At 68.9% G+C, this 20,401-nt stretch carries 20 protein-coding genes; 10 read left to right on the forward strand and 10 right to left on the reverse strand.

The window, feature by feature from the left end; translation table 11 throughout:
- Positions 1–143 precede the first annotated feature (143 nt).
- Complete coding sequence (locus ABFJ78_RS29500; RefSeq protein WP_436389834.1) at positions 144–2,660, forward strand: DEAD/DEAH box helicase; 2,517 nt, start codon at positions 144–146, stop codon at positions 2,658–2,660.
- 38 nt (positions 2,661–2,698) lie between these two features.
- A complete protein-coding gene (locus tag ABFJ78_RS29505; protein WP_436389835.1) occupies positions 2,699–3,736 on the forward strand; it encodes a C45 family autoproteolytic acyltransferase/hydolase in 1,038 nt (345 codons plus the stop codon).
- Between the two features lie 223 nt (positions 3,737–3,959).
- Here the strand turns inward: ABFJ78_RS29505 and ABFJ78_RS29510 are convergent, their stop codons facing one another.
- Positions 3,960–4,505, reverse strand: a complete 546-nt coding sequence (locus ABFJ78_RS29510; protein WP_436389836.1) for an NADPH-dependent F420 reductase — start codon at positions 4,503–4,505, stop codon at positions 3,960–3,962.
- Positions 4,506–4,571: 66 nt separating this feature from the next.
- On the opposite strand from ABFJ78_RS29510, the gene ABFJ78_RS29515 reads away from it, so the two are divergent.
- Positions 4,572–4,895: a winged helix-turn-helix transcriptional regulator gene (locus ABFJ78_RS29515; protein WP_436389837.1), complete on the forward strand. Its 324-nt coding sequence runs from the start codon at positions 4,572–4,574 to the stop codon at positions 4,893–4,895.
- Here ABFJ78_RS29515 and ABFJ78_RS29520 read toward each other — a convergent pair.
- Together ABFJ78_RS29520 and ABFJ78_RS29525 are read right to left on the reverse strand one after the other, a co-directional pair.
- Entirely contained in the window at positions 4,786–5,436 is a 651-nt protein-coding gene (locus tag ABFJ78_RS29520) for a hypothetical protein (protein ID WP_436389838.1), read from the reverse strand. The two genes, ABFJ78_RS29515 and ABFJ78_RS29520, sit on opposite strands and share 110 nt — an antisense overlap.
- Positions 5,437–5,684: 248 nt before the next feature.
- A complete protein-coding gene (locus ABFJ78_RS29525; RefSeq protein WP_436389839.1) occupies positions 5,685–6,674 on the reverse strand; it encodes a sugar-binding transcriptional regulator in 990 nt (329 codons plus the stop codon).
- A gap of 128 nt (positions 6,675–6,802) precedes the next feature.
- On the opposite strand from ABFJ78_RS29525, the gene ABFJ78_RS29530 reads away from it, so the two are divergent.
- From ABFJ78_RS29530 to ABFJ78_RS29550, 5 genes are read left to right on the forward strand one after another with little or no spacing between them, the layout of a single operon-like run.
- Positions 6,803–7,807, forward strand: coding sequence for a zinc-dependent alcohol dehydrogenase family protein (locus tag ABFJ78_RS29530; RefSeq protein ID WP_372672119.1), 1,005 nt, complete (start codon positions 6,803–6,805; stop codon positions 7,805–7,807).
- Positions 7,800–9,134 carry an ABC transporter substrate-binding protein gene (locus ABFJ78_RS29535; RefSeq protein ID WP_436389840.1) on the forward strand — a complete coding sequence of 445 codons (1,335 nt, stop codon included), beginning with the start codon at positions 7,800–7,802 and terminating at the stop codon, positions 9,132–9,134. Before ABFJ78_RS29530 ends, ABFJ78_RS29535 begins: the two co-directional genes overlap by 8 nt.
- A complete protein-coding gene (locus tag ABFJ78_RS29540) occupies positions 9,134–10,066 on the forward strand; it encodes a carbohydrate ABC transporter permease (protein ID WP_436389841.1) in 933 nt (310 codons plus the stop codon). The genes ABFJ78_RS29535 and ABFJ78_RS29540 overlap by 1 nt, the downstream gene beginning before the upstream one ends.
- The gene (locus ABFJ78_RS29545) at positions 10,063–10,896 is read left to right on the forward strand and encodes a carbohydrate ABC transporter permease (protein ID WP_436389842.1); all 834 of its coding nucleotides are present in this window, start codon (positions 10,063–10,065) and stop codon (positions 10,894–10,896) included. Before ABFJ78_RS29540 ends, ABFJ78_RS29545 begins: the two co-directional genes overlap by 4 nt.
- Positions 10,897–10,898: 2 nt before the next feature.
- The gene (locus tag ABFJ78_RS29550; RefSeq protein ID WP_436389843.1) at positions 10,899–11,972 is read left to right on the forward strand and encodes an ABC transporter ATP-binding protein; all 1,074 of its coding nucleotides are present in this window, start codon (positions 10,899–10,901) and stop codon (positions 11,970–11,972) included.
- A 60-nt stretch (positions 11,973–12,032) separates the two neighbouring features.
- Here the strand turns inward: ABFJ78_RS29550 and ABFJ78_RS29555 are convergent, their stop codons facing one another.
- From ABFJ78_RS29555 to ABFJ78_RS29565, 3 genes are read right to left on the reverse strand one after another with little or no spacing between them, the layout of a single operon-like run.
- A complete protein-coding gene (locus tag ABFJ78_RS29555; RefSeq protein ID WP_290056061.1) occupies positions 12,033–12,227 on the reverse strand; it encodes a ferredoxin in 195 nt (64 codons plus the stop codon).
- A gap of 37 nt (positions 12,228–12,264) precedes the next feature.
- Positions 12,265–13,464: a cytochrome P450 gene (locus tag ABFJ78_RS29560; protein ID WP_436389844.1), complete on the reverse strand. Its 1,200-nt coding sequence runs from the start codon at positions 13,462–13,464 to the stop codon at positions 12,265–12,267.
- A gap of 10 nt (positions 13,465–13,474) precedes the next feature.
- The gene (locus tag ABFJ78_RS29565; protein WP_436389845.1) at positions 13,475–14,695 is read right to left on the reverse strand and encodes a cytochrome P450; all 1,221 of its coding nucleotides are present in this window, start codon (positions 14,693–14,695) and stop codon (positions 13,475–13,477) included.
- Between the two features lie 178 nt (positions 14,696–14,873).
- On the opposite strand from ABFJ78_RS29565, the gene ABFJ78_RS29570 reads away from it, so the two are divergent.
- Together ABFJ78_RS29570 and ABFJ78_RS29575 are read left to right on the forward strand one after the other, a co-directional pair.
- Positions 14,874–15,524, forward strand: coding sequence for a TetR/AcrR family transcriptional regulator (locus ABFJ78_RS29570; RefSeq protein ID WP_436389846.1), 651 nt, complete (start codon positions 14,874–14,876; stop codon positions 15,522–15,524).
- 237 nt (positions 15,525–15,761) lie between these two features.
- The gene (locus tag ABFJ78_RS29575; protein WP_436389847.1) at positions 15,762–16,448 is read left to right on the forward strand and encodes a GH12 family glycosyl hydrolase domain-containing protein; all 687 of its coding nucleotides are present in this window, start codon (positions 15,762–15,764) and stop codon (positions 16,446–16,448) included.
- Here ABFJ78_RS29575 and ABFJ78_RS29580 read toward each other — a convergent pair.
- From ABFJ78_RS29580 to deoC, 4 genes are all read right to left on the reverse strand, one after another.
- The gene (locus ABFJ78_RS29580; RefSeq protein WP_436389848.1) at positions 16,445–16,981 is read right to left on the reverse strand and encodes a hypothetical protein; all 537 of its coding nucleotides are present in this window, start codon (positions 16,979–16,981) and stop codon (positions 16,445–16,447) included. The two genes, ABFJ78_RS29575 and ABFJ78_RS29580, sit on opposite strands and share 4 nt — an antisense overlap.
- Positions 16,982–17,086: 105 nt before the next feature.
- Positions 17,087–17,953, reverse strand: coding sequence for an aldehyde dehydrogenase family protein (locus tag ABFJ78_RS29585; protein WP_436389849.1), 867 nt, complete (start codon positions 17,951–17,953; stop codon positions 17,087–17,089).
- Positions 17,946–19,379: an aldehyde dehydrogenase family protein gene (locus tag ABFJ78_RS29590; RefSeq protein ID WP_436389850.1), complete on the reverse strand. Its 1,434-nt coding sequence runs from the start codon at positions 19,377–19,379 to the stop codon at positions 17,946–17,948. Before ABFJ78_RS29590 ends, ABFJ78_RS29585 begins: the two co-directional genes overlap by 8 nt.
- Positions 19,379–20,353, reverse strand: a complete 975-nt coding sequence (gene deoC / locus ABFJ78_RS29595; protein WP_436389851.1) for a deoxyribose-phosphate aldolase — start codon at positions 20,351–20,353, stop codon at positions 19,379–19,381. The genes ABFJ78_RS29590 and deoC overlap by 1 nt, the downstream gene beginning before the upstream one ends.
- Positions 20,354–20,401 lie beyond the last annotated feature (48 nt).

The raw sequence follows: 20,401 nt of genomic DNA on the forward strand, positions 1-20,401 counted from the left end.
AAGCCCTCCGGTGTACCGCCCGTGTGCGCGCGACACCGTATCTCCCGGTCGAAGCGCGGTAACGCGAAGCCTACGGGTTTACCACGCGCGATGCGATCGCCCCTGCCGACTTTGCGACGAGCGGATGGCACGATGGACGTCTGATGACTCTCACAGACCTCCTGCCTGCGGATCCCGACCCCGACGCCCTCTTCGAAGCGTTCACGACCTGGACGGCCGATCGGGGCATCGAGCTGTACCCGGCGCAGGAGGAGGCGGTGATGGAGGTCGTCTCCGGATCGAACGTCATCCTCTCGACGCCGACCGGCTCCGGGAAGAGCCTCGTCGCCGTCGGCGCGCACTTCACCGCGCTCGCCCAGGGCCGCCGCAGCTACTACACCGCGCCCATCAAAGCCCTCGTCTCGGAGAAGTTCTTCCAGCTCATCGAGATCTTCGGGGCCGACAACGTCGGGATGATGACGGGTGACTCCAGCGTCAACCCGGACGCCCCGATCATCTGCTGCACGGCCGAAATCCTGGCGAACATCGCGTTGCGGTTCGGTGCCGAGGCGCCCGTCGGGCAGGTCGTCGCCGACGAGTTCCACTTCTACTCCGAGCCCGACCGCGGCTGGGCGTGGCAGGTGCCGCTGCTCGAACTGCCGAAGGCCCAGTTCGTCCTGATGTCGGCGACGTTGGGCGACGTGTCCTTCTTCGAGAAGGACCTCACCCGCCGCACCGGCAAGCCGACCGCCGTCGTGACGTCGGCGCAGCGCCCGGTGCCGCTGACCTTCCGGTACGCGCTCACGCCGCTGCACGAGACGATGTCCGAGCTGCTCAACGGCGGTCAGGCGCCCGTCTACGTCGTGCACTTCTCGCAGGCCGCGGCCATCGAGCGGGCGCAGACGCTGATGAGCATCAACGTCACGACGAAGGCCGAGAAGGAGTCCATCGCCGAGCTGATCGGCGACTTCCGGTTCTCCGCCGGCTTCGGCAAGACGCTCTCGCGGCTGGTCCGCCACGGCATCGGCGTGCACCACGCCGGCATGCTGCCCAAGTACCGCCGATTGGTCGAGACCTTGGCGCAGTCCGGGCTGCTCAAGGTGATCTGCGGGACCGACACCCTCGGTGTCGGCATCAACGTGCCGATCCGGACGGTCGTGTTCTCCGCGCTGACCAAGTACGACGGCGTCCGCCAGCGCCACCTCAAGGCGCGCGAGTTCCACCAGATCGCCGGCCGCGCCGGGCGGGCGGGCTACGACACCGACGGCTACGTCGTCGTCCAGGCGCCCGACCACGTCGTCGAGAACGCGAAGGCGCTGGAGAAGGCGGGCGACGACCCGAAGAAGAAAAAGAAGATCGTCCGGAAGAAGGCGCCCGAGGGGTTCGTCAACTGGACCGAGAGCACGTTCGACCGGCTCATCGCGGCCGAGCCCGAGCCGCTGACGTCGAGCTTCAAGGTCACGCACTCGATGCTGCTGAACGTGATTTCGCGGCCGGGCAACGCGTTCGACTCGATGCGCCACCTCCTGGAGGACAACCACGAGGACCGCGCGTCGCAGCGCAAGCTGATCCTGCGCGCCATCGCGATCTACCGCGCGCTGCTCGCCGCCGGCGTCGTCGAGCGGTTGTCCGAACCGGACGAGCAGGGCCGGATCATCCGGCTCACCGTCGACCTGCAGTTCGACTTCGCGCTCAACCAGCCGCTTTCGCCGTTCGCGCTGGCCGCGATCGAGCTGTTCGACCTGGAGTCGCCGAGCTACCCGCTCGACGTCGTGTCCACTGTGGAGGCCACGGTGGACAATCCGCGGCCGGTGCTGTCGCAGCAGCAGTTCAAGGCGCGCGGCGAGGCCGTGAACGCGATGAAGGCCGAGGGCATCGAGTACGACGAGCGGATGGAGCTGCTCGAGAACATCACGTACCCGAAGCCCCTGGAAGAGCTGCTGCAGGGCGCGTTCCACAGCTACCGGCAGGGTCACCCGTGGGTCGACGACTACGAGCTGTCGCCCAAGTCCGTCGTGCGCGACATGTACGAGCGCGCGATGAACTTCGTGGAGTACATCGGGTTCTACCAGCTGGCGCGGTCGGAAGGCCTGGTGCTGCGCTACCTCGCCGACGTCTACGACGCGCTGCGCCACACGGTGCCCGACGAGGCCAAGACCGAGCCGCTGCAGGACCTCATCGAGTGGCTCGGCGAGCTGGTCCGGCAGGTCGACTCGAGCCTCCTGGACGAGTGGGAGGCGCTGCGGCACCCCGAGAACGTCACAGCGGAAGGGCCGGTACCGTCGTCCCGCCCGCCGGAACTGCCGCCCGCGGTCACCCGCAACGAGCGCGCGTTCCGCGTCCTGGTGCGCAACGAGCTGTTCCGCCGGGTCGAGCTGTTCGCGCGGCGGGCGTGGAACGTGCTGGGCGAGCTCGACGCGGCGTCCGGCTGGGACGCCGAGGCGTGGCAAGACGCGATCGAGGACTACTTCGAGGAGTACGACTCGCTCGGCACCGGCCCGGACGCGCGCGGCCCGAAGCTGCTGATGATCGACCAGCAGCCGGACGTCTGGAAGGTCCGCCAGATCTTCGACGACCCGGCGGGCGACCACGACTGGGGCATCAGCGCGGAGGTCGACCTGGCGGCGTCCGACGAGGCGGGGATGGCCGTGGTGCGCGTGACCGAGGTGGGCGCGCACTGATCATTGCGAATTCCTGACTGGTCAGTCATCGTGATCCCATGGTGGCGACAGTGCGGGAGCACCGGATCGGCGACGTGCGCTGGACGATCGTCCGAGGTCCCCGGGAAGCCGCTTTCCACGCGTTGGGTGCGTACGCGGCGGCCGACATCCGGACCGTCTTGGCCGGACTGCCGTCGTGGCCGGTCGCGTCGCGGGCCCGGCGGTCGCCGGTGCTGTTCCGGGCGATCGAGTCGGCGTCCCAGGTCGAGCACCCGGACGCGTACGCCGAGCTGACGGCGCTGGCCGCGGGGGCGGGAGTGCCGTTCGACGACCTGCTGCTGGCCAACTTGCGCGGCGACTTGGGCGCGGGCGACGGGACGGGCTGCACGGACCTGGCGTGGGCGCCTTCTCTGCTGGGCCACAACGAAGACGGCGCGCCGGTGTTCGACGGCATCGGCCGCCTGCTGACGCTGCTGATCGACGGCGAGCCGGGTGTGTGCGTGTGGTGGTACCCGGGGTTCCTGCCGTCGAACACGTTCACGCTGACCACGCACGGGCTGGTGTGGGGGATCGACAGCGTGAACGTGGTGACGCCGTCGCCGTGCGCGGGCCGGCACTTCGTGGCGCGCACGGCCCAGCGCGCGTCCGGGTTGGCCGAGGCGGTGTCGGTGTTGCGTTCGCGTCCTTCGGCGGGTGGGTTCGCTTACACGATGGGGCAGGTCGGGTCGCCTTCGTTGACGGTGGTCGAGAAGGCGGGGCACGAGACCGCGGTGACCACTGTGGATAGTGGATTTGCCTGGCACACCAACCACTTTCGGCGGTTGTCGCCCTCGTTGGATTCGGCTTCCGAGGAGAGCTTGGCTCGCGCTGAGGTGTGCGCGCATCTGGATCCGGTCGCTCCGGACGCGAAGTGGCTGGTTTCGGTGTTGACCGGTGCCGTCCATCGGAATGCCATCGGTGGTGACGACCTGATGACGTTGAGCACGCTGGTGACGGATTTGGCTTCGGGTGAGGTGACTTTGGTTCCGCGTGGTGGCGGGCCGGTGCGCGCCCGGGCGGCGGATCTGGCGTCGGGAAAGGTCGAAGCGGTGAGCTGAATCGGCCGGAGCCTGTCTCGCCAGAGTTATCCACATCGGGTTCGGTTGTCCACAGATTCGGCTGATCACCCTTTTGTGCAGGTCAGGGCCGATAGACTGGACTAGGGACGTCCCCCCGGAGGAGGGCGGGGGCGCGCTCGTGCGGGGCGTTGGCGGCATCGATGGAGGCGGGTCCTGCTGGCCGGCCCGAACGCGACCGCCATCGAGTACGGCCTCTGATCGCTCAGCCCATCGGCGTCAGGATCGCCTGGGCGTCCTCGCCCGCGAACCACAGCCCGATGGCGAACGCCGCCGTCGCTTCCAGCAGCGCCGCGCGGTCCAAGCCGCCCGCGATCACCGGCTTCGCGCCGATGTCGTGGACCAGCGTGCTCACCTTCTCCAGCGCCGCCGGGTCGTCGCCGCACAGCGGGACCGACAGCGGGCGGCCGGCGAACACCGGTGGCCTCATCCGCCAGACGTCCACGTGCGCCAAGTTGAACCCCTTCACCACGTGGGCCTCCGTTGCGATCCGCGAAGCCACCGGGGCGCCGGTCAGTGCCGGGTCGTTGGTGCAGTCCACCAGGACCTTCCCACCCAGGGGCCCGGCCTTCGCGAGGACCTCCCCGATGGCCATCGACGGGATGGCGAGCAGGACCACCTCGGCGAACGCGGCCACCTCGCGCCACGTTCCCGTCTTGCGGCCCGCCGCCCTGATTTCGTGGCCCGCGCGCTCCCACTGCGTGCCGAGCGCGTCCGCCATTCCGCCCGTGCCGAAGATCCCGATCCGCATGCCGCCTCCTTGTGCTTGGCTGTCCAGCACGACGGTAGGAACCCGGAAAGGAACCGAACGGTAACCATGGACTTCCTCGCCGACTGCCGGACGCGGCTCGCGTTCGACCTGGTCGCCAACACGTGGCACCCGGTGGTGCTCTGGGCGTTGCGCGACGGCCCGCGCCGGCACGTCGACCTGCGGCGCACGATCGGCGGCATCAGTGCCAAGGTGCTCACGGGAGCCTTGCGGCGCCTGGAATCCGACGGTCTCGTCGAGCGCCGCGAAGGCGCCTACGCGCTCACGGCGCTGGGTTCAAGCTTCCTGGAGCCGATCGAGGGCTTCGGGCGGTGGGCCGCTGAGCACGGCGACGACGTCGTCGCCGCTCAAAACCGAGCACGATCAGCGTGACCAGCGACAACGCTGGGAGCGGGTAGCCGAGCAGCAGCCCGGCGGTGACGTCGAACGCGGGTGCGCCGATTCCGGCCATGAAGACCCAGGTCGGCGCGGTCGGTGGCTTGGCGGTGGGGGACCACGGCGTCTTGCGGCCCGGTTTCGCGACCGATAGCCAGGCCTGGAACGCCAGCGCGCTCGCCATCAGCGACGCTCCGGCGATCTGCGGCCAGGCGACGGCGCCGGTGTCGGCGGAGTCGCGCAACGCGGGGGAGAGCAGGAAGATCCCGGCGTAGAGCTGGATCAGCGTCAGGGCGAACTTCGTCAGCACCCACCAGTGCCGGAAGTAGCCCCACGCGGTCGCCCCGGCGAGGAGGAGGCCGGTGAACGCGGAGACGTTCGCCATCGGGGCGAGCAGGACGGAGTCGAGGCGGTCGGCCGGCACCGGTGCGCCCGACGACATCAGCACGACGAGCGCGAGGGCCTGGCTCATCCAGGCGACGGACGAGACGACGTGCAGCCAGACGACGGCTTGGCGCCAGCGAGGGGAAGTTTTCACGCCTCCCAGGCTCGCGAAACCGGGGCGCGGGCACATCGGGCGCGACCCGGGTTTCGCCCCGGAGCCGGGAGGGAGCGAAGTGCGCCAGAGGAAGTACGCGGATGGGGAGGGGATACTCCCGGGGGAGTAGACCGGTCGCGCGGGTGGGCTCGCCCGGCATGGCCGGGCGGGCGAGCCGTGCCGCCGTTGGGGTAAGCCGTCGTGGTCGGCTGTGCGGTGCGGTGATGCGTGCGGGCAGGCCGCCGCGCTCAGCCGCGCGGCGCCGGCGGGTTCTTCGCCGCCAAGGCCAGCAACGGCACCGCTGCCGCCGCGTCGGTGATCAGCGTCGACACCATCCCGGACCGCAGCACCGCGTCCACCGCCGCCGCCTTCGGCCTGCTGTACCCGAGCGCGATCACCTCCGGCACCGCCATCAGCTCCTCATGACTGATCGCCAGCACATGATGAGCCAACCCTGTCGACAAAGCGTTCCCGGACGCGTCGAACAACCGCGCCGCCACTTCCGCCGTCGCCCCGCGAGCCGCGATCGCCGCCCGTTCGGCCTCGTCCAGCGCGTCGTACACCGTCGACTCGCCCGGTTGCCACGCGCCGATGCTGACCACCGCCTTCGTCAGATTCCGGAACTGCCCGAACGTCTCCGCGATCCCCGGCTGCCGCCGCAGCGTCTCCGTCGTGCGGCGGTCCGGCAGCACCAACGGCCCGAAGATCGGGTACGCGTCGCCGCCGGATACCGAGGTCACACGGCTGACCGTCTCCACCGAGCGGCCGCGCATGTCCATCCCCGCCTGGACCCCGCACAGCTGGACGATCGGGCACCGCGGCAACGACCGGATCGCCTCCGTCATCGCGTTCACCGACCGCGCCCACGACAGGCCGATCACGTCCGACGGGGTCGCGATCTCCTCCAGCAGCCGGGCCGCCAGCGTCCCGATCTTGGCCCGGACGACCTCCCGCGGCTCGCGCTCGGTTGAGCGTTCGAGGACCAACGCCTGCTTCAGGCCGTACGTCGAGCGCACCTCGTCCGACAGTGCCAGGTCCACCGGGGCCGGCAGCGAGAACTCCACCCTGACCAGGCCGGACTCCATGGCCGTGTCGAGCATCCGGGCCACCTTGAACCGGCTGACGCCGAACTCGTCGGCGATCTCCAGCTTGGAACGTCCCTGCACGTAGAAGCGCCGGGCGACGGTGGCGAGCAGCATCGCTTCCGAGAGCGAAGCACCCTTGCGAGAAGCGCTCATCTGAGCACTATAGCGCGAAATCCGCCCGAAAGGTTGACGTAACACCGACGTCAGACCTCTAATGCCTTCACATGTTCTCGACGCCATAGGTCAACGCTGCTCATATGAGCGCGAGGAAGGGGCTAGGCATGCGTGCCGCCATCGTCGACCGGCCCGGTGAGATCAGGGTCGGCGAGGTGCCCGATCCGAAACCCGGGGAACGTCAGGTCGTCGTCAAGGTCGGAGCGTGCGGGATCTGCGGGACCGACCTGCACATCGCGGACGGGCACTTCCCGCCCACCCCGTACCCCATCGTCCCCGGGCACGAGTTCGCCGGGGAGATCGTCGAGCTCGGCGCGGACGTGCCGGGCGAGTGGAAGGTCGGCGACCGCGTCGCCGTCGACCCGTCCCTGTTCTGCGGCTACTGCGGCCCGTGCCGCGCCGGCCACGGAAACCTCTGCGCGAACTGGGGCGCCACCGGCGACACCGTCAACGGCGCCTTCGCCGAGTACGTCGCCGTCCCGTCGTCCACCTGCTACCGCATGCCCGACTCGATGACCTGGGAACAGGGCGCGCTGGTCGAACCCGTCTCCTGCGCGGTGCACGGCGTGCGCCGCGTCGGCGTCGAAGCCGGAGAGCGCTTCCTCGTCGTCGGCGCCGGGACCATGGGCCTGATCATGCAGCAGTTGCTGCAGCGCTCCGGCGCGCAGGTCACGGTCGTCGACCGCAACGAAGCCCGCCTGCCACGAGCGAAAAGCCTCGGTGCCGTCGCCACCGCGAAGGACGTCAGCGACCTGAACGGCGAGAAGTTCGACGTCGCCGTCGACGCCACCGGCGCCGCGCCCGCCATCGAAGCGGCCTTCGACTCGATCCGCCGCGGCGGCCGGTTGCTCGTCTTCGGCGTCGCGCCGGCGGAAGCCCGCGTCGCGCTCTCGCCGTTCCGCATCTACAACGACGAGATCACCATCGTCGGCTCGATGGCCGTGCTGCACAGCTTCGGCACGGCGCTCGACCTCGTCGCGAATGGTGCGATCGACACCGATTCGCTGCTCACGGACAGGTTGCCGCTTGAGCAGTACCCCGAGGCGCTGGCCAAGATGCGCAGCGGCTCGGGCCTCAAGGTGCAGGTACTCCCGGGAGGCGGCCGTGCGTAAGCTCCTCACCCTCTTCGCCGCGACGTCGCTGCTGGTCACCGGCTGCGCGGGCGCGGGCTCGATCGGCCAGGGAAACAGCACGCTCGTCATCGCGATCGTGTCCAACCCGCAGATGAAGGACGCGATCTCGCTCGCGCCGGAGTTCGAGAAGGCCACCGGCATCAACCTGAAGTTCGTTTCGCTGCCGGAAAACCAGGCCCGCGCGAAGATCACGGCGTCGACCGCCACCGAGGGCGGCGAGTTCGACGTCGTCATGATCAGCAACTACGAGGCACCGCAGTGGGCGGCCAACGGCTGGCTCGAGAACCTCGAGCCGCACATGGCGTCGACCCCGGGCTACGACGAAGGCGACTTCATCCCCAGCATCAAGCAGTCGCTGTCGTACCAGAACCAGATGTACGCGGTGCCCTTCTACGGCGAGTCGTCGTTCCTGGCCTACCGCAAGGACCTCTTCGACAAGGCCGGGCTCACCATGCCGGCCAAGCCGACGTGGCAGCAGATCGCCGACTTCGCCGCGAAGCTCGACGACAAGGCCGCCGGCGTCAGCGGTATCTGCCTGCGCGGCAAGCCCGGCTGGGGCGAAAGCCTCGCGCCGTTCACGACCGTGGCCAACACTTTCGGCGCGCAATGGTTCGACAAGGACTGGAACGCCAAGCTGACGTCGCCGGAGTTCACCGAGGCCGCGAACTTCTACGTCAACCTCATCCGCGAGCACGGCGAAGTCGGCGCCTCCAGCGCCGGGTTCTCCGAGTGCGGCACGCGCTACACCCAGGGCCAGGCCGCCATGTGGTACGACGCGACGGTCATGGCGGGCACCAACGAGGACCCGTCGAGCAGCAAGATCGTCGGCAAGTCCGGGTACGCGCCGGCGCCGGTCGTCAAGACGCAGGCCAGCGGCTGGCTCTACACCTGGGCGCTCGGCATCCCGAAGGTCGCCAAGGACAAGGACGCGGCCTGGAAGTTCATGGCCTGGATGACCGACAAGGCGTACGTGCAGAAGGTCGGGGCGACCTACGGCTGGAATCGCGTCCCGCCGGGTGTCCGCCAGTCGACGTACGCGATCCCCGACTACGCCAAGGCCGCGGCGGCCTACGCCAAGCCCACTTTGGACGGTATCGCCGACGCGAACCAGCAGAAGGCCATGGCGAGCCCGGTGCCCTACCCCGGCATCCAGTTCGTCGGCATCCCCGAGTTCCAGGACCTGGGCACCCGGGTGAGCCAGCAGTTGTCGGCGGCGATCGCCGGCCGCGAGTCCGTCGAAGACGCCCTGAAGCAGTCCCAGGACTACGCCCAGACGGTGGGCGACTCCTACAAGGCGGTGCAGTGATGTCCACGCTCTCCGTAGAAACCCCCACCTCCCAGACGCACGCGAAGGTCGAGGAGAAGAAAGGCCTGAGCACCGCGGCCAAGCGGCGGCTGCCACTGCTGCCCGCGCTGCTCTTCGTCGTCGCGGTGACGCAGCTGCCGTTCCTGCTCACCGTGTTCTACTCGTTCCAGTCGTGGAACCTGGTCCGGCCGGGTTCGCGGCACTTCGTCGGCCTCGACAACTACATCGACGTCTTCAGCGACACGACGTTCCTGGTCGCGCTGCTCAACACCGTGCTGCTGACGGTGGTGTGCGTGCTCGTCGCGCTGCTGCTCGGCCTCGGCCTGGCGATCCTGCTCGACCGGAAGTTCTTCGGCCGCGGCGTCGTCCGGACGCTGCTGATCACGCCGTTCCTCATCCTGCCCGCGGCCGGCGCGCTGCTGTGGAAGACGACGGTGTTCGACCCGACGTACGGGCTGCTGCACTTCGTCTTCGGCACCGACGTCGACTGGCTGTCGGAGTTCCCGCTGGCCGCGGTGATGGCGCAGATCGTGTGGCAGTGGACGCCGTTCATGATGCTGCTCATCCTGGCCGGCCTGCAGAGCCAGTCCAAAGAGGTCCTGGAAGCGGCCTCTGTGGACGGTGCGAGCCGGTGGCGGACGTTCGTCTCCATCACGCTGCCGCACCTGGCCCGGTTCCTGCAGCTGGCGACGCTGCTGGGCGCGATCTACATCGTGAACAGCTTCGACGCGATCTTCCTGATGACGCAGGGCGGGCCGGGCACGGCCAGCACCAACCTGCCGTACTACATCTACCAGCGCGCGTTCGAAGGCTTCGACGTCGGCCAGTCGTCGGCGATGGGCGTGATCGTCGTGATCCTGACGATGATCGTCGCGACCTTCGCGCTGCGCTTGATGTTCCGCACCTTCTCCGTGAGCGGAGGGATCAAATGACCACCGTTGCTCCCCGCAAACGTGCTTATGGCAAGGGTTCGCTGACCCTGGCGACCTGGGTGCTGGCCATCCTGTTCGTCTTCCCGCTGCTGTGGATGATCCTCACGGCGTTCAAGCAAGAGGCGGACGCCTACACCGACCCGCCGAAGCTGTTCTTCACGCCGACGTTCGACCAGATCTCGAACGTCCTGAACGGCGGGTTCCTCCCGTACGTGTCGAACTCGGCGTTCGTCACGATCCTGTCGACGCTCCTGGTGCTGCTCTTCGGCGTCCCGGCGGCGTATGCGCTGTCTCTGGCGCCGGTGAAGGGCACGTCGAACGCGCTGGGCTTCTTCCTCTCGACGAAGATGCTGCCGATCGTCGCGGCGATCATCCCGCTGTACATCATCTCCCAGAACACCGAGCTGCTGGACACGGTGTGGGCGCTGGTCATCCTGTACACCTCGATGAACCTGCCGCTGGCCATCTGGATGATGCGGTCGTTCTTCCTCGAAGTGCCGCACGAGATGATCGAGGCGGGCCGGATCGACGGCGCGAACCTGCCGACGCTGCTGCGGAAGATCATCATGCCGGTGGTGGCGCCCGGGATCGCGGCGACCGCGCTGATCTGCGTCATCTTCTCCTGGACCGAGTTCTTCTACGCGGTCAACCTGACGGCGGCGCGGGCCGGCACCGTGCCGGTGTTCCTCGTCGGGTTCATCACCAGTGAGGGCCTGTACTGGGCCCAGCTTTCCGCCGCCGCGCTGCTGGCCTCGCTGCCGGTGATGATCGTCGGCTGGATCGCGCAGAACCACCTCGTCCGCGGGCTGTCGATGGGAGCGGTGAAGTAGCCATGGCCGGAGTCGTTTACGAACACGCGTCGCGGATCTACCCGGGTGCCCAGGCGGTTCGCGCCGTCGACAAGTTCGACCTCGCGGTGCCGGACGGGGAGTTCCTGGTGCTGGTCGGGCCGTCGGGGTCCGGCAAGTCGACGGCGCTGCGGATGCTCGCGGGGCTGGAGGACGTCGACGAGGGCGCCATCCACATCGGCGACCGCGATGTCACCCACCTGCCGCCGAAGGACCGGGACATCGCGATGGTGTTCCAGTCCTACGCGCTGTACCCGCACATGACGGTGGCCGAGAACATGGGCTTTGCGCTGAAACTGCGTGGACTGTCCAAAGCGGACATCGACGCGAAGGTGGCCGAGGCCGCCGCGCTGCTGGACCTTTCGAAGTTCCTGGACCGCAAGCCGAAGGCATTGTCCGGCGGGCAGCGGCAGCGCGTCGCGATGGGCCGGGCGATCGTGCGCGAGCCGAGCGTGTTCCTGATGGACGAGCCACTGTCCAATCTGGACGCGAAGCTGCGGGTGGAGACGCGCGCGAACATCGCTCAGCTGCAACAGCGTCTCGGGACGACGACGATCTACGTCACCCACGACCAGGTCGAGGCGATGACGATGGGCGACCGGGTGGCGGTGCTCCGCGATGGGGTACTGCAGCAGTGCGCGTCGCCGCGGGAGCTGTACGAGAACCCGCTGAATTCGTTCGTGGCGGGCTTCATCGGTTCCCCGGCGATGAACCTCGCGACGCTGCCGCTGACCGAGGGCGGCGTCCGGCTGGGCGACGTCGTGCTGCCGCTGCCGCGGTCGGTTCTTTCGGCCGCCGGCGACCTGCGCGAGGTGGTCTTCGGCGTCCGGCCGGAGTCACTGGAGCTGGTTTCCGAAGGCGGCTTCGAGCTGGTGGTGGAGCTGGTGGAGGAGCTGGGCGCGGACGCGTACCTGCACGGCAAGGTGGGCGACGACCGGTTCGTCGTCCGGGTGGACGGCCGCACGCCGCCCCGGATGGGCGACAACGTCCGGGTCGCGTTGCGCGGCGAAGGCGAGACGCACGCCTTCCACCCGGAGACGACGCTGCGCCTTTCCTGAAGAGGTCAGGCCACGGCCACCTCGCGGGAACCCCTTACCCGCGAGGTGGCCGTTCCCTTGTCACTCCTGCAGGGAAAGGGCCTGGCTGGGGCACACGTGCACCGCTTCGCGGGCCTTCTCGACCAGCTCGCCCTCGGGCGTCTCGTTCAGGACGATGACCGTGCCGTCGTCCTCGCTCTGGTCGAACAGCGCGGGCTCGGTGAGCACGCACTGCCCGGCGCCGACGCACTTGCCGGTGTCCGCGATGATCTTCATGGTCCTTCTTTCCTGTGGTGGGATGGCAGTCCGATCTCTACCAGGTCACCGGCAGCCGGTACAGGCCGTAGATGTTCGCGTCGTCCTTGAACGGCAGGTCGTCCACCGAAGCGGCCAGCTCCAGCGAAGGAACGCGCCGGAAGAGCGTGTCGAACACGATCTGCAGTTCCATCCGGGCCAGGTTCTGGCCGAGGCACTGGTGCGGGCCGAAGCCGAACGCGACGTGGTGGCGGGCGCCGCGCTCGATGTCCAGCTCGTCCGGGTTCTCGAACGCGCGCGGGTCGCGGTTGGCCGAGTAGCCCAGCGCCAGCACGCCCTCGCCGGCGCGGATCAGCTGCCCGCCGACCTCGACGTCCTCGACGCACAGGCGCGCCGTGGCCGCGTCGACGATCGTCCAGTAGCGCAGCATCTCCTCGACCGCGTCGAGCGTCTTGCCCGGGTCCGCCTTGATCGCCGCGAGCTGCTCCGGGTTGCGCAGGAACGCCACCGTGGACAGCGAAATCATGTTCGCCGTCGTCTCGTGCCCGGCGACGAGCAGCAGGAAGCCCGTAGCGGCCAGCGAAGCCCGCCGGTAGGTGCCGTCCTCGCGGAGCTTGACGATCTGCCGGCCGAGCAGGTCGTCCGGCGGGTTGTCCTCCTTCTGCGCGATGAGGTCTTCCATGTAGCCGCGGATGGTGTCGAACGCCGCCCGCCGCTCCTCCGGCGTCGTCGAGCGCTTGATCAGCTTCGCCGTGTGGGTCTGGAAGAAGTCGTGGTCGGCGTACGGGACGCCCAGCATCTCGCAGATCACCAGCGACGGGATCGGCAGCGACAGCGTTTCGACGAGGTCACCCGGCTTGGGCCCGGCCAGCAGCGCGTCGATCTGGCCGTCGACGATCTCCTGGATCCGCGGCCGCAGCGCCTCCATCCGGCGGACGGTGAACTCGCCGAGCACGGCCTTGCGGGCCGGCCCGTGCTCGGGCGCGTCCATGGTGATCATGGTGCGCTCGTCGCCCTGCCGCCGGAACCCGCCCTTGACCAGCTGCGGGAAGTCCGGGTGCTGGCGGTCGGCGCTGAACCGGCGGTCGTTCAGCACGGTCCGGACGTCCTCGTGCCGGGTGACCACCCAGGCCCAGCCGCCGTCGGGCAGCCCCACCTTCGAGACCGCTTCCGCCTCGCGGATCTCCTCGTAGGCCGGCGGCGGCGCGAACGGGCAGGTCCGGGTCATCGGGAACTCGTGCTTTTCGACGGTGGTCATGGCGTCCCCTTCACCAGGTCACGGGCAGGCAGTAGAGGCCGAAGATCTGTGCGTCGTGCTTGAACGGCAGCTGGTCGACCGGCGCGGCCAGCTTCAGCTCCGGGATGCGGCGGAAGAGCGTGTCGAAGACGATCTGCAGTTCCATCCGGGCCAGGTTCTGGCCGAGGCACTGGTGCGGGCCGAAGCCGAACGCGACGTGGTGGCGGGCGCCGCGCTCGAGGTCGAGCTTGTCGGCGTCCTCGAACGCGCTTTCGTCGCGGTTGCCGGAGTAGCTCAGGCCGAGCACGCCCTCGCCCTCGCGGATCAGCTGGCCGCCGATCTCGACGTCCGCCGTGGCGACGCGCGAGGTCGCGAACTCCGCGATCGTGAAGTACCGCAGCAGCTCTTCGACGGCGTCGAGCGTCTTGCCGGGGTCGTTCTTGATGATCTCGAGCTGGTCCGGGTTCTCCAGCAGCGCGACCGTGCCGAGCGAAATCATGTTCGCCGTCGTCTCGTGCCCGGCGAGGAGCAGGAGGAACGCCAGCGAGACCAGCGAGTCGTGGTCGACGTCGCCGTGCTCTTCGCGCTGCTTGAGGATCTGGCGGCCGAGCAGGTCGTCGGTCGGGTCGGCCTCCTTGGCGCTGACCAGCTGGTCGAGGTAGCCCTGCATCTCCTCGACGGCCTGCATCCGCGCTTCCTGCGTCACCTCCCGGTTCAGCAGGGTGGAGCTGCGCGACTGGAAGAAGTCGTGGTCGGCGTACGGGACGCCGAGCTGCTCGCAGATGACCAGCGACGGCACCGGCAGGCTCAGCGCGGAGACGAGGTCGGCGGGCTTCGGGCCGGCCAGCATCGCGTCGATGTGCTCGTCGACGATCTGCTGGATCCGCGGCTGCAGCGCCTTCATGCGCTTGACGGTGAACTCGCCGACGACCTCGCGGCGGGCGGTGGTGTGCTCCGGCGGGTCCATGTTGATCAGCGACGCGGTGAAGCGGCGGCGCTGCGGCCGGCCCTGCTTCGTCAGGATCGGGAAGCCCGGGTTGAACCGGTTCGAGCTGAACCGCGGGTCGGTCAGCATCTGCCGGACCTCTTCGAGGCGGGTGATGGCCCAGGCCTCCGAGCCGTCGGGCAGGCCGACGCGCTGGACCGGGCCCGCTTCGCGCAGCTTCTCGTACGCCGGCGGCGGGGCGAACGGGCAGCTGCGGGCGAGCGGGAAGACGTCGCCCTGAGTGGTGGGTTCGGCGACTTCGGTCATTTCGGGCCCCCTAAAGCGGACGTAAAGTATGCGGAGGATTACATTCCGGTTCTAGGCCCAAGGTACCGAAGCGGAAGGAAGTCGTCCACTAGCTAACGGGTGACCCGATGCGGATCCGGTGTGTGGCCGCTTGACCATGCGAGAATCAGCCCGCGCGATTCAGCGGAAGGCGAACGGCATGACGGCAGACCCCGAGACCACCCTGCGGGCGGACGCGCGCCGCAACCGCGACCAGATCCTGGCCGCCGCGAAGACGATCTTCGCCGTCTCCGGTCCCGAGGTGCCGATGGAGGAGATCGCCCGCGCGGCCGGCGTCGGCGTCGGGACGCTCTACCGCCGGTTCCCGGACCGGGACGCGCTGGTGCGCGCGGTCGCGATGGACAACTTCGAGCGGGTGCTGATCGACGCCCGGGCCATCGCCGCCGAGGAGACGTCGGCGTGGAGCGCGCTGTCGCGGCTGCTGCGGCAGTCGGTGGAGCTGCAGCTGAGCGTTCAGCTGGCGATGGTGTCGCCGCGGGCGCTGGTGATCCTGAAGAACGACCCCGAGGTCCGCCGGCTGCGGGACGAGATCCTCGAGGTCCTCGACGAGTTCGTCGACGGCGCGAAGGCCGAGGGCAGGCTGCGGCTCGACGTCGGGTCGGGCGACATCGCGATCCTGTTCGCGACGCTGCTGCGGCAGGTGCGCGCGAAGTCCCCGGACGTGGCGGAGATGGCCGCGCGCCGGTGCGTCGGCATCATGATCGACGGCCTCAGTGCCCGGCCGGGCACCGAGCTGCCGGGCCGCCCGATCACGTCGCACGATCTGGACCCCGCGGACGACCACGCCTGATTCCGCGTTTTTCGTGTTAGGGTTCCGGCTCGTTCTGCCGAATTGTGGCTTGCGGGCGGGAAAATGCGACGAAGAATACCGGCCTGGTTGTTGGCGATTCCCTTTCTGGTGGTGATGGGCTGCGGAGCCGGCCCGGCAGCTCCTGTTTCTTTGCCTTCGTCGTCGTCTTTGCCTTCGTCGAGTGTCGCCGTCGCGCCGCCGACGTCGGTGGCTTCTCCTTCGGTGGTACCTCCTGCGGTGGTACCGACTCCGACGCCGCCGTCGACGACCCCGGTGCGCGGTTGCCGCAGCCCGGAGTTCACGACATCGGAGCCCGACGGCGGCTGGTCGGACGGCGGCTACTACGTCCACAACAACATGTGGAACACGGACGAGGCGGGCCCGGAAACGCTGCGGGCGTGCGCGTACGACAACTGGTACGTCGATTCCAGCCAACCCGACTCGACGTCGGTGAAAACCTATCCGAACGTCCACAAGGACATAAACGACCTGAACGGCAAACCGTTCAACGACTATTCGGTGATCCGCTCGACGTTCGCCGGCCGCGGCCCGGGCGTGGGCATCTACGACGTGGCGTACGACCTGTGGCTCAACGGCGTGGGCGACGGGGCGGGCGTCAGCGAGCTGATGGTGTGGACGGAGAACCTGAAGCAGCAGCCATCGGGCGACAAGCTGGCAACGTACACGGCGGGCGGTTTCACGTACGACGTGTGGGCCGACGACGGGTACGTGGCGTTCGTGTCCAGGTCGACTCAGTACTCGGGGAGCATCGACCTGAAGGCGATGATCGCGTGGGCGATCGGGAAGGGACTGATCCCGCCGAACCCGACGGTGAACCAGATCGGGTACGGGATCGAGTTCTGTTCAACCGGTGGGGGCAAGGCGCGGTTCACGCTGACGGACTTCTCGGTGACGATGAGCTAGCGCGCGTACCGCTGGAAGGTTCGTGGGGAGGGTCGGAACAGGGGCCAGCCGACCAGGAGATTCACTGCGCACAGGCCGACGGCGACGGCGGGGAGGCAGAGGTAGGCCGCGATGCCCGGCGTCACCAGGTGGACGATGCTGGTGGTGTCCTCGGCCGACCACGTGAAGCGGCCCATGAAGGTCACGTAGAAGAACAACGATGTGAAGAGGCCGGCGCCGACCGGCACCGCGAGCGGGTAGAGCGCCGTGGCCGACTTCCGCCGGTCCAGCAAGCAGCCCTGGGGGAGGGTGGTGACCCAGCCGCGGGCCAGGGTCATCGTCACGCCGGAGACCAGCATGTACAGGCCGAGGAACAAGCCCGTGATGACCGTCGAGAGGAGCATCGGGCCCGGCTTGCCGGGGAGCAGGACGCCGCCGATCGCGATGCCGAACCCGAGCAGCACCCCTCCGCTCACCGTGAGCACGCCCAAAGCCAGGCAAGGCCCGCGGAAACGCGCGGCCATGCGAGGCGGGATCCAGATCGGCTCGTTCACCATCGCCCCCTCAGCACTCTGTGTACCTGCTCGAAAGCCTAGCGTCATCGAATGCGATGGAGGCCACCACCCGACTCGGGTGATGGCCTCCATCGATTGAAAATCTCAGACGCCCAGCGGGTGCCAGACCGTCTTCGCCTCCAGGTACCTCCGCAGGCGGGTGATGTCCGGCGCCGCCGTCCAGTCCGGCTCTGTTGCCGGGACCGTCAGCACCCTCTTCACCGTGTTCGCCGCTTCGCGCGCCAACCCCACGCGGTCTTCCGGAGACGCTCCTGTCGGGTCCAGCGCGTTCACGTCACCGTGCGACGCCAGCCACGGGCCCAGTTCCGACGCCCGCCCCGTCAGGATGTTCGCCACTCCGCCCGGGACGTCCGAGGTCGCCAGCACCTCCGACAGCGTGATCGCCGGCAACGGCCGCTCCGCGCTCGATACCACCACCGCCGTCGAGCCCGTTGCCAGGACCGGGGCCAGCACCTCGACCAAGCCCAACAGGGATGACTGCTGGGGCGCCAATACACCCACCACGCCCGTCGGCTCCGGGACCGTGAACGAGAAGTACGGGCCCGCCACCGGATTGGCCGCGCCGAGGACCGTGGCGATCTTGTCCGTCCAGCCCGCGTACCAGACCCAGCGGTCGATCGCCGCGTCCACAATGGACTCGGCCTTCTTCGTCGCCAGACCCTCCGAAGCGGACACCTCCGCGACGAACTGGTCGCGGCGGCCCTCCAGGACCTCGGCCACCCGGTAAAGCACTTGGCCGCGGTTGTAGGCCGTGGCGGAAGACCAGCCCGGGAATGCCTTGCGGGCCGCGACCACCGCGTCGCGGACGTCCTTGCGGGACGCGTGCGCCGCGTTCGCCAGGAACTTGCCCTTGCCGTCCGTCACCGGGTACACCCGGCCGGACTCCGAACGCGGGAACTTGCCGCCGATGTACAGCTTGTACGTCTTCGCGACGGAAATCCGGTCAGACATTCAGGTACGCCTCCAGCCCGGTGCGGCCGCCTTCGCGCCCGAAGCCGGATTCCTGGTAGCCGCCGAACGGTGCGGCGGGGTCGAAGCGGTTGAAGGTGTTGGCCCAGACCACGCCGGCGCGCAGCTGGTTCGCCATCCACAGGATCCGGGAGCCCTTTTCGGTCCAGATGCCCGCCGAAAGCCCGTACGGCGTGTTGTTCGCCTTCGCGACGGCCTCGTCCGGCGTGCGGAACGTCAGCACCGACAGCACCGGGCCGAAGATCTCCTCGCGCGCGATCCGCATCGACTGGTGGACGTTCGCGAACACCGTCGGGGCGAAGAAGAATCCTCGGTCCGGCACCGGGCACGGGCTCGTCCAGCGTTCCGCGCCTTCGGCGTCACCCGACTCGACCAGCCCGCGGATCTTGGCGAGCTGCTCGGCGGAGTTGATCGCGCCGATGTCCGTGTTCTTGTCCAGGGGGTCGCCGATGCGCAGCGTCGAGACGCGGTAATGCAGCTTCTCCAGCACCTCTTCGGCGATGGACTCCTGGACCAGCAGCCGGGAGCCCGCGCAGCAGACGTGGCCCTGGTTGAAGAAGATGCCGTTGACGATGCCCTCGACGGCCTGGTCGAGCGGCGCGTCCTCGAACACGACGTTCGCCGCCTTGCCGCCCAGTTCGAGGGTCAGCTTCTTCGGCGTGCCCGCGACCTGGCGCTGGATCGCCTTGCCGACCTCGGTCGAGCCGGTGAAGGCGATCTTGTCGATGTCGGCGTGCTCCACAATGGACGCGCCGATGTCGCCCGCCCCCGGCAGGATGTTCACCACGCCCGGCGGCAGCTCGGCCTGCCGGCAGATCTCCGCGAAGACCAGCGCGGTCAACGGCGTCGTTTCGGCCGGCTTCAGCACGACCGTGTTGCCGGTGGCCAGCGCGGGTGCGATCTTCCAGGCCAGCATCAGCAGCGGGAAGTTCCACGGGATGATCTGCCCCGCGACACCCAGGGGCCGCGGGTTGGGGCCGTAGCCCGCGTACTCCAGCTTGTCCGCCCAGCCGGCGTGGTAGAAGAAGTGCGCCGCCGCCGTCGGGACGTCGGAGTCGCGCGACTCCTTGATCGGCTTGCCGTTGTCGAGGCTCTCGAGAACCGCCAGCTCGCGCGAGCGCTCCTGGATCAGCCGCGCGATGCGGAAGAGGTACTTCGCGCGCTCGGTGCCCGGCATCTTCGACCACACCGAGTCGTACGCCTTGCGCGCGGCCTTGACCGCGGTGTCCACATCGGACTTCGACGCGGTGCCGACCTCGGCCAGGACCTCTTCGGTGGCGGGGTTGATCGTCTTGAGCGGCTCACCCGAGCCGTCGACGAATTCGCCGTTGACGAAGGGCTTGTAGGAGTCCTTGAGGTTCGCGATGGCGCGCGACTCCGGCGCCGGTGCGTACTCGAAAACAGGCATCAGTCCACCGTCACGTAGTCGGGGCCGCTGTAGTGGCCGTCCACCTGGGTGCGGCGCTGCAGCAGCAGGTCGTTGAGCAGGCTGGACGCGCCGAAGCGGAACAGGTCCGGGGTCAGCCACGCTTCGCCGGCGACCTCGTGCACGGCGACCAGGTACTTGATCGCGTCCTTCGTGGTCCGGATGCCGCCCGCGGGCTTGACGCCGCGCAGCTCGCCGGTGCGGACGTGCCAGTCGCGGACCGCCTGCAGCATGATGTGCGTGACCGGCAGCGTCGCGGCGGGGGAGACCTTGCCGGTGGACGTCTTGATGAAGTCCCCGCCGGCCAGCAGCGCCAGCCACGACGCGCGGCGCACGTTGTCGTAGGTCGCCAGCTCGCCGGTTTCGAGGATGACCTTCAGGTGGGCGTCGCCGCAGGCTTCCTTCACCGCGCGGATCTCTTCGAAGACGTCCATGTAGCGGCCTTCGAGGAAGGCGCCGCGGTCGATCACCATGTCGACTTCGTGCGCGCCCGCGTCGACGGCGATCTTCGTGTCGGCCAGCTTGATTTCCCGCGAAGTGCGACCGGCGGGGAAGCCGGTGGCGACGCTCGCGACGTGAACGCCGCTGCCCTTGAGCGCCTCGACGGCCGTGGCGACCATGTCCGGGTACACGCAGACGGCGGCGACGCGCGGGGTGTCCTGCCGCTCGGGGTCCGGGCGGACGGCCTTCGCGGCGAGCGCCCGGACCTTGCCCCGGGTGTCGGCGCCCTCCAGCGTGGTCAGGTCGACCATGGAGATGGCGGTGTCGATGGCCCACCGCTTGGCGTCCTTCTTGATGCTGCGCGTGCCGAGGCCCGCCGCGCGCTGCTCGACGCCGACCTGGTCGACACCGGGCAGCCCGAGCAGGAAGCGGCGCAGGCTCGCGTCGTCGCGAGTCGCGTCCACCAGCGGTGCCGGGGTGGCCGGCGCCGCTGACGTGCTGGTCGTGGCTGTCATGCGCCTGAGTCTAGGCGGCGGGTCCGGCAGTGCGAGCCCCCATTGGTT

Origin of the sequence: Amycolatopsis sp. MEPSY49 (genome assembly GCF_051337345.1) — a bacterium.
Classification (GTDB): domain Bacteria; phylum Actinomycetota; class Actinomycetes; order Mycobacteriales; family Pseudonocardiaceae; genus Amycolatopsis.

What these genes read in the sequence shown, in the direction of transcription:
- ABFJ78_RS29500 (WP_436389834.1), top strand. Translation starts at nt 144, where the DNA reads ATGACTCTCACAGACCTCCTGCCTGCGGATCCCGACCCCGACGCCCTC.
- ABFJ78_RS29505 (WP_436389835.1), top strand. Translation starts at nt 2,699, where the DNA reads ATGGTGGCGACAGTGCGGGAGCACCGGATCGGCGACGTGCGCTGGACG.
- ABFJ78_RS29510 (WP_436389836.1), bottom strand. Translation starts at nt 4,505, where the DNA reads ATGCGGATCGGGATCTTCGGCACGGGCGGAATGGCGGACGCGCTCGGC.
- ABFJ78_RS29515 (WP_436389837.1), top strand. Translation starts at nt 4,572, where the DNA reads ATGGACTTCCTCGCCGACTGCCGGACGCGGCTCGCGTTCGACCTGGTC.
- ABFJ78_RS29525 (WP_436389839.1), bottom strand. Translation starts at nt 6,674, where the DNA reads ATGAGCGCTTCTCGCAAGGGTGCTTCGCTCTCGGAAGCGATGCTGCTC.
- ABFJ78_RS29530 (WP_372672119.1), top strand. Translation starts at nt 6,803, where the DNA reads ATGCGTGCCGCCATCGTCGACCGGCCCGGTGAGATCAGGGTCGGCGAG.
- ABFJ78_RS29540 (WP_436389841.1), top strand. Translation starts at nt 9,134, where the DNA reads ATGTCCACGCTCTCCGTAGAAACCCCCACCTCCCAGACGCACGCGAAG.
- ABFJ78_RS29545 (WP_436389842.1), top strand. Translation starts at nt 10,063, where the DNA reads ATGACCACCGTTGCTCCCCGCAAACGTGCTTATGGCAAGGGTTCGCTG.
- ABFJ78_RS29550 (WP_436389843.1), top strand. Translation starts at nt 10,899, where the DNA reads ATGGCCGGAGTCGTTTACGAACACGCGTCGCGGATCTACCCGGGTGCC.
- ABFJ78_RS29555 (WP_290056061.1), bottom strand. Translation starts at nt 12,227, where the DNA reads ATGAAGATCATCGCGGACACCGGCAAGTGCGTCGGCGCCGGGCAGTGC.
- ABFJ78_RS29560 (WP_436389844.1), bottom strand. Translation starts at nt 13,464, where the DNA reads ATGACCACCGTCGAAAAGCACGAGTTCCCGATGACCCGGACCTGCCCG.
- ABFJ78_RS29565 (WP_436389845.1), bottom strand. Translation starts at nt 14,695, where the DNA reads ATGACCGAAGTCGCCGAACCCACCACTCAGGGCGACGTCTTCCCGCTC.
- ABFJ78_RS29570 (WP_436389846.1), top strand. Translation starts at nt 14,874, where the DNA reads ATGACGGCAGACCCCGAGACCACCCTGCGGGCGGACGCGCGCCGCAAC.
- ABFJ78_RS29585 (WP_436389849.1), bottom strand. Translation starts at nt 17,953, where the DNA reads ATGTCTGACCGGATTTCCGTCGCGAAGACGTACAAGCTGTACATCGGC.
- ABFJ78_RS29590 (WP_436389850.1), bottom strand. Translation starts at nt 19,379, where the DNA reads ATGCCTGTTTTCGAGTACGCACCGGCGCCGGAGTCGCGCGCCATCGCG.
- deoC (WP_436389851.1), bottom strand. Translation starts at nt 20,353, where the DNA reads ATGACAGCCACGACCAGCACGTCAGCGGCGCCGGCCACCCCGGCACCG.